The 13,947-nt window shown below is 47.2% G+C and carries 13 protein-coding genes; 6 read left to right on the top strand and 7 right to left on the bottom strand.

Going from position 1 to position 13,947, the window contains the following annotated elements; translation table 11 throughout:
- The first annotated feature begins 138 nt into the window (after positions 1 to 138).
- The 3 genes from J2W69_RS08095 to J2W69_RS08105 are packed head-to-tail and all read left to right on the top strand — an operon-like array spanning position 139 to position 3,845.
- Positions 139 to 2,013: an ATP-binding protein gene (locus J2W69_RS08095; protein ID WP_310276506.1), complete on the top strand. Its 1,875-nt coding sequence runs from the start codon at positions 139 to 141 to the stop codon at positions 2,011 to 2,013.
- Positions 2,006 to 3,409 carry a sigma-54-dependent transcriptional regulator gene (locus J2W69_RS08100; RefSeq protein ID WP_310276508.1) on the top strand — a complete coding sequence of 468 codons (1,404 nt, stop codon included), beginning with the start codon at positions 2,006 to 2,008 and terminating at the stop codon, positions 3,407 to 3,409. Before J2W69_RS08095 ends, J2W69_RS08100 begins: the two co-directional genes overlap by 8 nt.
- A 46-nt stretch (positions 3,410 to 3,455) precedes the next feature.
- Positions 3,456 to 3,845 (top strand): hypothetical protein, encoded by a 390-nt coding sequence (locus J2W69_RS08105; RefSeq protein ID WP_310276511.1) that lies wholly within the window; start codon positions 3,456 to 3,458, stop codon positions 3,843 to 3,845.
- On the opposite strand, the gene J2W69_RS08110 is transcribed toward J2W69_RS08105, so the two are convergent.
- From J2W69_RS08110 to J2W69_RS08125, 4 genes are all read right to left on the bottom strand, one after another.
- Positions 3,831 to 4,433, bottom strand: a complete 603-nt coding sequence (locus J2W69_RS08110; protein ID WP_310276515.1) for a YkgJ family cysteine cluster protein — start codon at positions 4,431 to 4,433, stop codon at positions 3,831 to 3,833. The genes J2W69_RS08105 and J2W69_RS08110 overlap by 15 nt on opposite strands.
- Positions 4,434 to 4,559: 126 nt before the next feature.
- On the bottom strand, positions 4,560 to 7,442 hold the full coding sequence (locus tag J2W69_RS08115; protein WP_310276518.1) for an EAL domain-containing protein: 2,883 nt from the start codon (positions 7,440 to 7,442) through the stop codon (positions 4,560 to 4,562).
- The gene (locus J2W69_RS08120; protein WP_310276521.1) at positions 7,439 to 7,750 is read right to left on the bottom strand and encodes a DUF3630 family protein; all 312 of its coding nucleotides are present in this window, start codon (positions 7,748 to 7,750) and stop codon (positions 7,439 to 7,441) included. The genes J2W69_RS08115 and J2W69_RS08120 overlap by 4 nt, the downstream gene beginning before the upstream one ends.
- A gap of 10 nt (positions 7,751 to 7,760) precedes the next feature.
- Positions 7,761 to 9,209: a protein adenylyltransferase SelO gene (locus J2W69_RS08125; protein WP_310276524.1), complete on the bottom strand. Its 1,449-nt coding sequence runs from the start codon at positions 9,207 to 9,209 to the stop codon at positions 7,761 to 7,763.
- Between the two features lie 189 nt (positions 9,210 to 9,398).
- On the opposite strand from J2W69_RS08125, the gene J2W69_RS08130 reads away from it, so the two are divergent.
- Positions 9,399 to 9,707 (top strand): c-type cytochrome, encoded by a 309-nt coding sequence (locus tag J2W69_RS08130; RefSeq protein ID WP_310276527.1) that lies wholly within the window; start codon positions 9,399 to 9,401, stop codon positions 9,705 to 9,707.
- Positions 9,708 to 9,758: 51 nt separating this feature from the next.
- On the opposite strand, the gene J2W69_RS08135 is transcribed toward J2W69_RS08130, so the two are convergent.
- Entirely contained in the window at positions 9,759 to 10,016 is a 258-nt protein-coding gene (locus J2W69_RS08135; protein ID WP_310276530.1) for a hypothetical protein, read from the bottom strand.
- A gap of 87 nt (positions 10,017 to 10,103) precedes the next feature.
- Positions 10,104 to 11,900 (bottom strand): DNA helicase RecQ, encoded by a 1,797-nt coding sequence (gene recQ / locus J2W69_RS08140; RefSeq protein WP_310276533.1) that lies wholly within the window; start codon positions 11,898 to 11,900, stop codon positions 10,104 to 10,106.
- Positions 11,901 to 12,029: 129 nt separating this feature from the next.
- Here recQ and J2W69_RS08145 point away from each other — a divergent pair, with 129 nt between their 5' ends.
- Together J2W69_RS08145 and rarD are read left to right on the top strand one after the other, a co-directional pair.
- Entirely contained in the window at positions 12,030 to 12,482 is a 453-nt protein-coding gene (locus J2W69_RS08145) for a thioesterase family protein (protein WP_310276536.1), read from the top strand.
- 130 nt (positions 12,483 to 12,612) lie between these two features.
- Positions 12,613 to 13,521 carry an EamA family transporter RarD gene (gene rarD / locus J2W69_RS08150; protein WP_310276538.1) on the top strand — a complete coding sequence of 303 codons (909 nt, stop codon included), beginning with the start codon at positions 12,613 to 12,615 and terminating at the stop codon, positions 13,519 to 13,521.
- Here the strand turns inward: rarD and J2W69_RS08155 are convergent.
- On the bottom strand, positions 13,506 to 13,919 hold the full coding sequence (locus tag J2W69_RS08155; protein WP_310276540.1) for a VOC family protein: 414 nt from the start codon (positions 13,917 to 13,919) through the stop codon (positions 13,506 to 13,508). The two genes, rarD and J2W69_RS08155, sit on opposite strands and share 16 nt — an antisense overlap.
- Positions 13,920 to 13,947 lie beyond the last annotated feature (28 nt).

Genomic DNA, 13,947 nt, shown 5'->3' on the forward strand with positions numbered 1-13,947 from the left:
TAGTGCCAGAATCAGGCCATAATTTCATATATTTATAACGTGATGATTTTAAATGAATAAAATTTAGTGTTTGCAGGTGGTGTTAACTTGATTTACGATTTAAAGTTAAAGCGGTGACAACTAAGTTGACGGTGAACTGTGGATTTGATTTTAGCTTTTGAGCTGATGATGTTAGTCACCAGTGCTTGTGCTGCGCTGATGTCGGGTTGGTTATGGTGGCATTCGCGTTATCAGCGCACGCTGGCAGGCCTTGCTGGCTTTGGTGCCATGATGGCGCTCTGGTGTCTGGGGCATATTTTTGTATTACATAATGAACCGCAGTTAGGCCGCTATTTATTATTAGCTAATCCCTTGATGCCGACTTTTTTCCTGCATTTTGCCCTGCGTTTTGTTGAACAGGATCAGGTAAAAGCTCCCTGGCTGGGCTGGGCACGCCGCCATATTGGCTGGTTGTATTTTCTGACTGCTCTGGTGGTTTTGCTGAGTTGGAGCCTTGATGCCGGTGATGTGCTGCACAGTGTTGCTTTGGGTCAGGTTTTTGTTTTTCACTCCTACGGTTTTTTAAATCTGCTCTATACAGTGGTTCTGGGTGTATTGGCCCATGCCGTCTTGTGGTATGGCTGGCGTTATCATCAGGGCAATAAAAAACGTTCTATAGTGGCGATGTTTTTGGCGGGCGGCTGGGGTTTATTGCTGGCGACCCCTGTGGTTTTCCCTTCCTTTGGGCTGGACTGGTTTCCTTATCCTATGTTGTTGCTGCCCAGCTATCCTGTGTTACTGGTTTATGGCGTAGTGCGTTATCAGATGCTGGCGGTGAATGCGCTGGCCAACAGAGCCTTACTCTGGCTGGTGATGTCCTTGTTATTGTTGTTATTGATGGCACTGGTTAGCTCTATCTTTGGTCAGTTGGGTATGCAGGCGCTGGCGAATGTACCTGGCTGGCAATTATGGTTGTATTCCAGTCTGGTGTTGTTGTTAACCGCAGCCTGTTACCGGCCTGTGGCTAAACTGGCTGAACGCTTAATTTACCCTGGAGCCATTTTAGATCAGCTGTTGATCAGTACCTGGCGGCAGCAATTGGGGCAATGTCAGAACTGGACCCAACTGAGTCAAACCGCAGCTGAGTTGTTGTCGCAGACCCTGACGCAAAAGGTGCAGGTGGAATTAGCTGCGGCTGTTGCAGGTGAGCAAAGTCAGCTGAAACTGCGCTGTTACCTGCAGCAAGGTCAATGGCAAGTGCAGTTGGTGGGCTGGGACGATATGACGCCTGGCATACGTTTAATGGCCGAAGTCTTTGGCTCTTTGCTTGGCAGCAGCTGTGAGTTACTGGCGCAGTCGTTGCAGCTGGCTGAAGCGGAAAAACAGCAGTTGTCGCAACAACATCTGGTCGAAATGGGCGCTTTAGCTGCTTCTATGGCACATGAACTACGCAACCCGCTGAATATTATTTCAATGGCGTCCGCCGGTGTGGATGCTGAACTGCGTGCTCATATTCAGCAGCAACTGAAAAGAGCAGACCGCCTGATTTCCGATATGCTGGTGTACTCAGGCCGGTTGCAGCTGCAATACAGTCAGATTGAGTTGGAGCCATTGTTGCAAAGCTTGTTGCAGCAGTTTGACTGGCAGCAGGTAAAGCTGGAACTGAAAGTACCAGCTGGTCTGATGCTGCGGGCCGATCAGCACAGAGTGCAGCAGGTGTTTTTAAACTTATTCGATAACGCCAATGCTTTTTTACGTAATCAGGCCAATGCGTCTTTACTGATTGAAGTGACACAGACCAGCGAGCACATTCAGCTTAGAGTGCATAACAATGGCCCGGCTTTGGATGCCAGTTTAACCACTGAACTATTATTCCGGCCTTTTATCAGCAAACGTAGCGGTGGCAGTGGTTTAGGTTTAGCCATAGTGAAACGTATTATGGACGCCCATCAGGGCCAGATCAGTTTCCGTACTGATTTGGGCTGGCCTGTCAGTTTTGAACTTTTGTTTCCGAAGGATACTCCTCATGTTTAGCGCAACAACGCCAAACCCGGCGCGCATTTTAATTGTCGATGATGAACCGGCCTTTCGTTTATTAGCCGAACGTTTTTTACAGCAACAAGGTTATCAGGTGGCAGGTGCTGCCAGTCTGGAAGAAACCCGTACTAAATTGCAGCAGTTTGATGCAGACTTAATTTTATTGGATCTGGCGTTACCTCCTCAGTTTGATCCCGCTCACACGCTGGCTGCTGTGCCTGAATTCTCCAGCAGACCTGTCATTATTTTAACGGGTCATGCTGAGCGGGAATTGGCGTTGCAGGCTATAGCCCAGGGCGCATGGGACTTTATTGCCAAGCCGATAGATCCGGAGTTATTGGCTGTAGTGGTAAAACGCGCCATCACTAAACATCAGCTGGAAAAAGAGCTGAGTCAGTTAAAACAAGGTTTGCAGCAGCATAGTTTTTTGCCGAAGTTAGCTGGTCATTCGCGGCATATGGAAACAGTTCGTACCTTAGTGCAGCGTATAGCGCCCACTGAAGTGCGGGTGCTGGTGACAGGACCATCCGGTACAGGTAAAGAAGTGATTTCACGGGCTTTGCATGAGCTAAGCCCACGGGCTGGCAAAGCTTTTGTCTCAGTGCACTGTGGTGCTATTCCGGCTGAACTGCTGGAAAGTGAGCTGTTTGGTTATGTCAAAGGGGCTTTTACCGGTGCAGATAAAGACAGGCAGGGTTTATTAAAACTGGCCGATGGCGGCACCTTATTTCTGGATGAAATTGGTGAAATGCCGTTGGCCATGCAGGTGAAATTACTGCGGGTATTGCAGGAAGGTACTTTTTATCCGGTCGGCGGCCGTGAGCAGCAAAAAATTGATATCCGTTTAGTGTCGGCCACTAACGCCAATCTGCCGGATTTAGTCAAACAAGGTAAGTTCCGTGAAGATCTGTATTACCGCATTAAAGGGGTCACTATAGAAACAGTGGCTTTGGATGAGCGGCGGGAAGATATTCCACTGCTGATCCAGTTTTTTCTGGAGCAACTAAGCCAGCAGTACGGCCAAAAGCTGCAACTTGAGTCGGCTGCTATCAGCTGGTTTTTGCAAAAACACTGGCCAGGTAATGTGCGTGAATTAAAGAATACGTTGGAAAGTGTCGCTGCTATAGCTCAGCAAGGGGTGATCCGGGTTGCAGATATTCAGTTGCTGCATCTGGAGCATCAAAGCACGTCAACAGAAAGCGAACTCTTGCCTGGAGCTGATTTAAGTAGTCTGGATGAACAGGTAAAAGCGCTGGAGATCCGTTTAATTCAGCAAGCTATGGCACAACATAAAGGCAATAAGAGCCAGGCTTCCCGTGTTTTAGGCATTTCGCGACAGGGTTTACTGAAAAAAATTGAGCGTTACGGCCTGACAGATTTGGGTGATGACTAACCCATCCTGTCTATACTGAAGTAGTTAGCCAAAAGGAGTGCCAGCTATGACCGATTTTATTGTCCATGGCAAATTCAGTGTTACACCTCATGGTGAAGTGCTGTTATGCGAAATTCAGGGGGCCTGGAATAAAGAAGGTTCAGAGCTGCTGATCGAGGAATTGAAATCCCTGGTACAGGGTTTTATCGGTAAAAAATGGGCCAGGGTCATGGATCTGCAAAACTGGGAGCTGTCGACCCCGGATGCGATCAGTCTGATGACTGATTTTAGTGCATGGGAAGACCAACACGGCTGCGTATTGCGCTGTTATGTCGGCTTAAATCCTATACAGCAGCAGCTGCTGGAAATGAAATACCAACACTCCCACAAGCCACAACATTTTAGCCACACAGATACAGCCCTGACGTACGCCAAACAATTTTTACAACGGCTCTGAAAAACCAGCCATCTCTGCATACCAGGCTTTAGTCAGCACTTTTTCCAGTGCTGCTGCGGCCGCATCTTTAATGGGCATATTCTGTTTACTGAGTTCGTAGTCCAACTGAGCAATTTGGGCTTTGTGGTTCATCATCATAGGTGGAATTTCAATCGTCAGACTGAGTTCTGCTGCCACCACAGCTGCTGGTTCATCGGCACGTATCACTTTGCAAATTGACAGCAAGACTTCACCTTGACGGCCACGGTAACCTGCAGCACCAAACATACGGCATACCGCAGGTCTGTAGGCATAAATACCACAGTGACCGCTTTTACGATCTGCGGAAGAGGGCTGATAAAAAAAGCAGCTATCCTGCTCGTGTTGTTGTAAGGCTTCGAGGGTGCTTTCTGCTGTGCCTTGCTCGTGCAAATAAAGTGCTAAAGGCAGCATTTCAAGCACTGAGGCTTCAATGCCCGGATGCAGACAACATTCACCACAGCCAGTGCGGCAAAACAGCTTACGATCGTTCTGGTAACCACTATAAGTTTGAGCAATTTCGTCGTTGAGGATCATTAACTCAGAAGTGACTGCAAGCAGCTGCTGCATAGGTTCTCCGAACAAACAGCAAAACCCCACTGGGGCGGGGCGCTATTGTAATGACAGCAGATCCTACTCAGCAATAGGGCGCAAAAAATATACTTTGGCTGCTGAAAATGGGGAGAGTTACAGGTTTTATTCTTGTTGATATAAGGGGCGGGGTTTGGCTATGCCGTAGCCTTGGGCGAAGTCTATTCCCATCTCTGTCAGCTTGTGACAAATCTCCATGTTTTCAACGTATTCGGCTACGGTTTGGATTTTCATAGCCCTGGCTATATCGTGAATAGACTGTACTATGGCGCAATCAAATGGGTCGATCAGCAAGTCGCGGACAAAGCTGCCGTCAATTTTAACAAAGTCAACCGGGAAGTTTTTCAGATAACCATAAGAGGAAAAACCACTGCCAAAGTCGTCCAAAGCAAACTTACAGCCTAAAGTGCGGAAATGGGAGATAAAATCCAGTGTCTGATGCACGTTTAAAATCGCCATACTTTCGGTGATTTCAAAGCAGACCTTGGCAAAAGGAATTCGGTATTCACGAAACAATGACGCTACATAAGCTTTAAATAACGGATCTGTTAATGAAGCGCCGGATAAATTGATATTGGCTAAATTCAGTTCTGCCAGATGAGCAGGTTGTTGGGCCAGCCAACGGAAGTAGTTGCGGATCACCCAACGGTCTATTTGTGGCATCAGGCCGTAACGTTCTGCCGAGCTTAAGAAATTTCCCGGTGCTATCAGCCCCTGATCCGGCAAAGATAAACGTAATAACAGCTCATAATGCAAACCCGGCTGATCTTGCTGAATTGCAGCTATAGGCTGCATAAAAAGCACAAAATTATCTTGCTCCAGTGCTTGTCGTAAGGTTTTTAACCACTGAATTTCAGATTGATGCCGTTGCAGCTCTTCGTCATTGGCATTAAACATATGAATACGGTTGCGGCCTTTTTCTTTGGCGACAAAACAGGCGGAGTCTGCTTGTTTTAACCAATGTTCAGTACTTTTATTGCCGTCGGAGTTTTCTGCCAGACCAATACTGACACTGATACTAAACACGCTGTCCTGCCAGATAAAACGGAATTCTTTCACTGTGTCCAGCAACTGACGGGCAATAGTAAAAGCCTCATTGCTGGTTAAATGCGGCAGCAACACCACAAATTCGTCACTTTCCAGCCGGGCTAAAATACCTCTGTTATCCAGTACTCTTTGCATTTGATTGCTGATTTGGCATAACAAAGCGTCACCTGCTCTGTGATCGCAGGTGGTATTGATCAGTTTAAACTGGTCTATGTCCAGATAAAGCAAAGTGGCTTTATACTCAGAGCGCAACGCCAGTTCCAGCTGCTCTATAAAATAATGCCTGTTGTACAAAGAAGTCAGCGGGTCGTGAGTGGCCAGATAAGCCAGTTGTTCAGTATTTTGTTTATGGGCTGTGATATCGACTATAGAGCCATGCACATAAGCACTTTGCACGCCATCTCCTTCTGCCAGCCTGGCCGACATTAAAGCCCAGAACGCCGAACCGTCGGAGCGTAAACCTCTGATTTCAAAATTTTTATTGTCACCCAGCTGCAGTTGTTTCAGCATCTGAACTCTGTCTTCCGGATTAGCGTAATAACGCGCCATACTGGATTTTGCGACATCCTGCTGCATTTGCTGCAAATTTTGATAACCCAGCATAGTCAGCAACGCCTGATTGGCTGTGATCAACTGGCCCTGCAGAGTGCTGGTAAACATCCCTTCAACAGCGTTGTGATAAATATCGTAATACTGCTGCAAATGCGCATTCGCCAGGCGTTGATGATCCAGACTTTGTTGTTGAGTGCCTTTGATATTTTGCAGCAAGCTGAAGCTCATCAGTGCCATGCTGCCCATCACAGCCATTAACAACAGATAATGCCAGGCCTGAGCTGTGGGTAAATAACCAATTTGGGACAACGCCAGCACTACTATGCAACCAAAGAAAAATGCCCAGCCTAAGGCAAAAGTTTTGGCGGTACGGTCGCCTTTAATAGCGTGCATCAAGGCAAACAGGGTGTTTACGCCTAAACATAATGCAGTGACCACCAATAAGCCCCAGAAGCGCAATTGGTTATTGGCATAGAGTGGGCTAAAAAGTAATAACAAGGCGCTGATTAAGCATAAATAAAAACCAAAACGCCCCAGTATTCCACCTTGTTGTTTACGGACATGCCAGCTGAACAGGGTCAGGCAAGTGTAGGTTGCTCCGGCTGCCACATACAAAATAGCCTGATTAATTTCCGGATAGTCGGGCCAAAGCACAGCAAAAGCCAGGCCATTTAAAATGGCCAACACCAGAGCGCAATTGATAAAAAAGCCTGAATAATACAAATACAGCCGCTGTTGCACTGAAAAAAATAAAAACAGGTTGTAGATAGCCATCAGCAATAAAACACCACACAACAGGCCATCCAGAATGTTTTTGTACAGCTGGTCCAGCACAAAATGGTTGTGCTGCCATAAAGTCAGCTGTACTGGGGCCACTGCTGCATCCTGAACCTTGATAAAGAGATCAAGTTCCTGATCTGGCTCAAAGTTGATTGGAAATGCGAAACTACGGTAAGCCAGAGCTCGCTGGTCAAAAGGCACCGAAGCGCCTGTACTGCTTAGCAGTTGCAGATCATTTTTTTCTCTATTGTAACTATACACTTGCACCAGATCCGCCAGCGGAAAATCATAATGCAGCACAGTCTGAACAGGCGTTTGGCCTTTGTAGTGTAAACGGGTAAATAACCACAAGGACTGATCGGCTCTTTGCAGTGACTTTTTGTATTCGGTCACCAGACGAAAGGCATGATGGCGCTCAGGGTCAAATATCAGCTCTTCCAGCGGCAAGGCTCTGTGGCTTTGTTGAAAATACAGCGCAGGCCCTAATTCCTGACGGCTAAGCTGTTTATCAAAGTGATTCACCTGAGCATGAAAAGCAAAAACATTGCCGCAGAACATCAGCAGCATCAGCCACCATAGCTTTAATACATGCTGAAGTCTTTCCTTCATCCGATCCTCAAATTACTGAATTCTTTTGCTAATTCTGACAGTAACATAGCGCTGCCTGCACTGTCAGCCGTCACCCAAAAACTTTCGCTGTAGTCTTCGTAACAAAGTGTGAAAGTTTCATTAACGAAACTTAAACCCAGTTCGACCCTGTCTGCGCCGTAAGATAAAGTGCCGGTTCGTATTGAGCTTTGTTCAAACCACAGCTTGCACTGCTGTACCTGTTCAAACCGCATCGGCCATAAAGGGGTCAGCAGCAGCTGTTTTTGTTCGATTTGCACTATAAAACCGTTGATCACTCTGTTGTTCATGCTGTTTCCGTTAACTGCTGCAGGAGATATCCATGCCTTTACCCCAATCCGGTGGCGGAGCTGCAAAGGCTTCTTTACCTGCCTGTAGCTGATAAGGGCTTTGTAACACTTGCATCAGTTCATGCAAAGGCGCTGTATCCCCTTGTTCTGCCGCAGTGATCACTTGTTGAGCTAAGTAGTTTCTCAATACATACAAAGGGTTGATGCTGTCCATCTGGCTTTTGCGTTCGACGGCTGAAGCAGGTTCCAATGCCAGACGAGCGCGATACAATTCTGCCCATTGATCAAAAGCGGCGACATCCAGCATATGATCACGAACAGAAGAGCCTGTTGCGTCATTGGTAAAATCAGCCAGACGGCGGAAACTTAAACTGTAGTCCTGCTTTTGTTGCTGCAATAACGCCAGCCATTGGCCTATTAAGGCTCTGTCTGTGGGCTGTTGTGTGCTAAGACCCAGCTTTTTTCCCATCAGCGTCATGTAATGGTTAACCAGAGTCGGCTCATACAAACCAAGCGCTGAGCGTAAGTCTTCAACTTCAATCAAAGGGGATAGTGCATGTGCCAGCGCGTTGAGGTTCCACAAACCTATACCAGGTTGTTCATCAAAGGCATAGCGGCCGCTGTGATCTGAATGATTGCAAATGTAACCCGGTTGATAATCATCTAAAAAAGCATAAGGGCCATAATCAAAACTCAGGCCTAAAATCGACATATTGTCTGTGTTCATCACGCCATGGTTAAATCCCACGGCTTGCCACTGGCTGATCAGCTCTGCTGTACGTACTACGACTTGTTGCAACATAGCCAAAGCAGGATTTGCGGCATTCAGACAGTCGGGGAAATGCTGCTGCACTGTAAAGTCGACCAGCCGCTGTAGCTGGTTCTTATCGCCGGTGTAAAAACAGTGTTCAAAATGGCCAAAACGGATATGGCTTGGGCAAACCCGTATTACCATAGCGCCTTGTTCTATAGTTTCGCGTTGCACAGGCTCGGTGCTGCCGACCAGACTTAAAGCTCTGCTTGTCGGAATACCTAAATGATGCATAGCTTCGGAGGCTAAAAACTCACGGATGCTGGAGCGTAATACAGCACGGCCATCACCAAAACGTGAATAAGGGGTGCGGCCTGCGCCTTTTAAATGTAAATCGTAACGCAGGCCATCGCGGCCCTGAATATCCCCCAACAGCAAACCCCGGCCATCGCCTAATTCCGGGTTGTAGTGACCAAATTGGTGGCCTGCGTACTTTTGTGCCACAGGAATGCTGCCGGCAAACAGTTGTTTACCACTTAAATAATCAGCGGCATCTGTTTGGCTAAAAAACGCTGTGGGAAGTTGCAACAAAGCTGCTGTATCAGCACTAAAGGCTAAAAGTTTGGGCTCTGCAAATGGAGTCACTGCAACAGCGCTGACTAAATCAGGCAAACCTGAAGCGTAAGTGGAACTTAAAATAAGTGACATAACCAATCCCAAAACTGCGATGGCCTATTGTGGTTGCTGTATCTGCTTAGCTCAAGTGCTTTCTGGTGTTGAAGCGGCTCTTTGGATGTATTTTTCGCTCTGACTTGTATAAACAAGTGCTTAGGTCTTTAATGGACCAAAGATCTAAAAAAATAAACCCACAGTCTATATTCAGGGAGAATGACAATAATGCGATTTATATCTTTGATAGTGTTAGTTTTGGTCGGGTTGGCTGCACCAGTTATGGCGCAAGATGTAACAGCTGGCAAAACCAAAGCCGGAGTTTGTGCTGCTTGCCATGGTGCAGAAGGGGTGTCTGTTATTCCGGATTACCCGAACTTAGCAGGGCAAAAAGTGAAGTATCTGGAAAGCTCCATCAAAGCTTACCGTGATGGCCAACGTAAACATGCGGTGATGTCACCTATGGCTTCAGGTTTGTCTGATGCAGATATTCTGGATTTAGCGGCTTATTTTGCGGCTTTGCCTGCAAACAAATAGTGATGGGTTGTAACAGAACGGCTGTCGCAACCGGCAGCCTGACGTAAAACATCAGTTTTTATCTGCTGGCTCTTCTGGGGCAACCAGCCACTGCCAACCTACATTTAAAACGCCTGTGATCACATCCGGAAGCACAGACGAACCTGGCTTTTGGTGTAGTTGTTCTGCTTGTTTTTCTCTGGCTTCAACGCTATTTCCCATACCATCCAGAAAAGATTGGGCAGCCTGATGTTTATCGTAGCTACTGCATCCAGTCATTAATACTGCACTTGCCAGAATGGCAATAAAACCAAATCCATGTTTTTGCATAAGCTTTTCCTTTGCTTCCGGGTGATGGGTCTAAAGCTGTAGTTGAGGCGACAGGTTAATCCGAACGTTTTTTGTGTCAATACAGGGTTAATCACCTGCTAAATAATCGCTGATCAAATCAAGGAAATCAGCGCCATAACGGCCCAGTTTAGTCTGGCCTACACCGCTGATGGCTAAAAACGCCACGCTATTGGTGGGGCAGGCTTGCGCCATTTCTATCAGTGTTGCGTCTGAGAACACCACAAAAGGGGGCACGTCGTCGCGCTCTGCTATGGCTTTACGCAGCACTTTTAAACGGGCGAACAGCTTGCGGTCATAGTTCTGTGGTGCTGTAGTTTTACTGCTGCTGGTTTTGGTTTGCACCAGACGTGGCACAGCCAGTTGCAGGCTTTGCTCGGCGCGTAATACAGCGCGGGCAGCTTCCTGTAGTTTTAATACCGAGTGCTGGCTGATGTCTTGCTGCAATAAACCACAATGCACCAATTGGCGCAAAATACTCAGCCAGTAGTCGTGAGACTGATCTTTGCCTATCGCATAAGTGGACAGTTTATCGTGACCCAGTTCATGAATACGACTGGTCTGACTACCACGCAATACGTCGATGACATGGTTCATACCAAAACTTTGGTTCACTCTGTAGACACAAGACAAGGCCTTTCGCGCCAGTTCAGTGGCATCAAACTGTTTAGGTGGGTCTATACAGATATCGCAGTTGCCGCAGGGTTTTTGGCTGGATTCACCAAAATAGTTCAGCAGCACTAAACGCCTGCAGGTTTGCGCCTGAGCAAAAGCTGCCATTTGATTAAAACGCTGCAATGCTACTTCGGTTCTGCTGTTGTTTTCATCTTTTTCGATCCAGCTGCGCATCCGGGCTATATCTGCAGGGTCGACCAGCATTAAAGCTTCAGCGGGCACACCATCACGGCCTGCGCGGCCTGTTTCCTGATAATAAGCTTCGATGGTACGGGGTAATTCAAAGTGGATGACAAAACGTATATTGGATTTGTTCACGCCCATGCCAAAAGCCACAGTAGCGATAATCAGCTGGATTTGGTCTTTTTTAAAGGCTTCCTGCACCGAGTTACGTTGCTCGTTGCTTAAGCCTGCGTGATAAGCCGCCACCTGAAAGCCTTTGCCTGCCAGCTGTTCAGTCAGCTCGTCGACTTTACGGCGTGAAGCGCAATAAATAATGCCACTTTGTTGCTCCTGCAGTTTCAGGTAATTCACCACCTGTTCCAGCGGGCGGAATTTCTCCTGCACTGTATAGCGGATATTAGGCCGGTCAAAGCTGCCGACTGATACATAAGGTTGTTGCAAGTTCAACTGACGGCTGATGTCTTTTTGGGTAGCTGGATCGGCTGTGGCTGTTAAAGCCATCATAGGCACATGCGGGAAATAGTGCTTTAACTGCGCCAGTTCAGTGTAGTGAGGCCTGAAGTCGTGGCCCCACTGCGAAATACAGTGAGCTTCGTCTATGGCGAATAAACTGACACCCACTTCCGCCAGGCGCGACATAAAATCAGCCTGCAATAACCGCTCAGGCGCCAGATACAACAGCTTCAGTTGCTGGTTACGTAAACGGCGTATCACATCCTGAATTTCTTCTCTGCTTTGGCTGCTGTTAATAAATTCAGCCGCTATACCATTGGCCTGCAAGGCGTCGACCTGATCTTTCATCAGCGACATTAAAGGTGATACCACTACAGTGACATAAGGCAGCAGCAGAGCAGGTAACTGATAACACAGCGATTTTCCGCCCCCTGTTGGCATCAGCACAAAAGTGTCCTGACCGCTCAGGCAAGCCTGGATCACCTCCAGTTGTCCATGACGGAACTGGCTGTAACCAAAAGCTTGTTTTAAGGTGTCGAACAATAGTTGTGGCAAAAGGCGTTACTGCGTTATGAAAAATCTGGCGCATTGTAGCCAAAAGCGGCGGAGCTGTCTTGGGCATTGTGTCATTGGCTGTACTGGGGTAAATTCCTTACTGCTCTTACCAGTCACATTGAGAACCTTATGCACGCCGATCAGTTACTGCCTTTTATCGCCGATACCTTTGACCAGATGCCTTTTAACAGATTGTTGGGGTTAAAAGTCACGCGTTTTGATGAACAACAAGCTGAAGTGCGCTTTGACTGGGCAGGCCAGCTGGTGGGCAATCCGGTGCAGCAGATTTTACATGGCGGTGTAATAGCTTCAGTACTGGATGTAGTGGGAGGCCTGATGGCCGTATCCAGCGCTTTAAGCCGTTTAGGTGATATAGCAGATGCTGAATTGGCGGAAAAACTTGGAAAAATGAGCACTATAGATATTCGCACCGATTACTTAAGGCCAGGCCGTGGTCAGCAATTTATTGCTACAGCCCAGGTGATCCGCACTGGCAATAAGGTTTGTGTGTGTCGCATGGAGCTGCATAACGAACAAGGCATACATATAGCTTTGGGAACAGGTACTTATCTAGTAGGCTAATAGCTGCTTTCAGCCAGATTTATCTGATATTGCGCCAGTTTTAATGCGGTTGTCTTACCTTTGTGACACTGGTCACGTACAATGCGCGCCTTAAGTCGACATAGGTCGGCTGCTGCAGGTGGTGGTAACTATGTCTTTAAGTCCGGCGCAAAAAATAGGTGGCGCCTTTGCCGCCAGTGCTTATACCTTGTGGGGTATAGCTCCGCTTTATTTTAAACAAATTGATTTTGTGCCAGCGCAGGAAATTCTGATCCATAGAGTTGTCTGGTCTTTTGTATTGTTGGTGCTGATTGTGTTTGCGATGCAGCAATGGAGCAAAGTGCAGCAAATATTAGCCCAGCCTAAAATGGTATTGGCTTTGTTAGGTACTTCACTGATTTTAGGTGGCAACTGGGGTTTGTTTATCTGGGCTGTGAATAATCATCATATGCTGGATGCCAGTTTAGGCTATTACATCAACCCTTTATTGAATGTGCTGCTGGGTATGTTTTTTCTCGGTGAACGGTTACGTAAATTTCAGTGGCTTGCTTTATCACTGGCGGCTACAGGGGTGCTGATCCAGTTGGTTACTTTTGGCTCTGTGCCCTGGATAGCATTAACTCTGGCCTGTACTTTTGCGCTTTATGGCCTGTTTCGTAAAAAGCTGGCGATTGATGCCATCACCGGGCTTTTTGTTGAATCCTTGTTGTTATTACCTTTGGCTTTGTATTACTGGTGGCAGTTTGCTGACAGCAGTGCAGCTGATTTTAGCCAAAACAGCTGGAGTTTAAACTTGTGGTTGGTGGCTGCAGGTTTTGTCACTACAGTGCCTTTGCTGTTTTTTATTGCAGGCGCAAAACGCTTACAGCTCTCCACCATGGGCTTTTTTCAATACATAGGCCCAAGTTTTATGTTTGTATTTGGGGTTTGGTTGTACAACGAAACCCTAACTACAGCGAAGCTGGTGACCTTCGGTTTTATCTGGCTGGCACTGATTGTGTATTCACTGGATGCTTATTTGGCGCTGCGGAAAAGACCGGCGGTTCAGGTTATAGAGTAGAGCGGACCTTTAAGTTCGACTGTATTGCCCTCCGGGTCCTGAATATAAATCGAAGGACCCAGACCTTCAGCGCCATAACGTGATTCAACCGGGCCAGCCGTTACCCCTTTGCTTTGAAAATACTGCCACAGACTTTCTGCTTCAAAAGGTTCGATGCGTAAACACAAGTGGTCCATATTGTGCCCTTCAGGGCCAGGTGCTTTACCACCTTGTTGCCCTAAAGGTTGATCCACAGGCACCAGATCAATCAGGCTATGGCCAGCCCTTAATTGATACAAACCTAAGTCAGGTTCCTTGCGCTCTAAGCTACAGCCCAGCACCTGCTGATAAAAATCCAGCATCAGCTGCAGGTCTTTTACCCGCAGCACCACATGATCTAACTGTAAAATACGAAACATAACACGCGCTCTTTATTGAGTTGTCAGG

This window comes from Rheinheimera soli (genome assembly GCF_031457405.1).
In the GTDB taxonomy this organism is placed as follows: Bacteria; Pseudomonadota; Gammaproteobacteria; order Enterobacterales; family Alteromonadaceae; genus Pararheinheimera; species Pararheinheimera soli_A.

Bases quoted from the DNA above. Each gene is read 5' to 3' on its own strand.
- J2W69_RS08100 (WP_310276508.1), top strand. From the start codon at position 2,006: ATGTTTAGCGCAACAACGCCAAACCCGGCGCGCATTTTAATTGTCGAT.
- J2W69_RS08105 (WP_310276511.1), top strand. From the start codon at position 3,456: ATGACCGATTTTATTGTCCATGGCAAATTCAGTGTTACACCTCATGGT.
- J2W69_RS08110 (WP_310276515.1), bottom strand. From the start codon at position 4,433: ATGCAGCAGCTGCTTGCAGTCACTTCTGAGTTAATGATCCTCAACGAC.
- J2W69_RS08115 (WP_310276518.1), bottom strand. From the start codon at position 7,442: ATGAAGGAAAGACTTCAGCATGTATTAAAGCTATGGTGGCTGATGCTG.
- J2W69_RS08120 (WP_310276521.1), bottom strand. From the start codon at position 7,750: ATGAACAACAGAGTGATCAACGGTTTTATAGTGCAAATCGAACAAAAA.
- J2W69_RS08125 (WP_310276524.1), bottom strand. From the start codon at position 9,209: ATGTCACTTATTTTAAGTTCCACTTACGCTTCAGGTTTGCCTGATTTA.
- J2W69_RS08130 (WP_310276527.1), top strand. From the start codon at position 9,399: ATGCGATTTATATCTTTGATAGTGTTAGTTTTGGTCGGGTTGGCTGCA.
- J2W69_RS08135 (WP_310276530.1), bottom strand. From the start codon at position 10,016: ATGCAAAAACATGGATTTGGTTTTATTGCCATTCTGGCAAGTGCAGTA.
- J2W69_RS08145 (WP_310276536.1), top strand. From the start codon at position 12,030: ATGCACGCCGATCAGTTACTGCCTTTTATCGCCGATACCTTTGACCAG.
- rarD (WP_310276538.1), top strand. From the start codon at position 12,613: ATGTCTTTAAGTCCGGCGCAAAAAATAGGTGGCGCCTTTGCCGCCAGT.
- J2W69_RS08155 (WP_310276540.1), bottom strand. From the start codon at position 13,919: ATGTTTCGTATTTTACAGTTAGATCATGTGGTGCTGCGGGTAAAAGAC.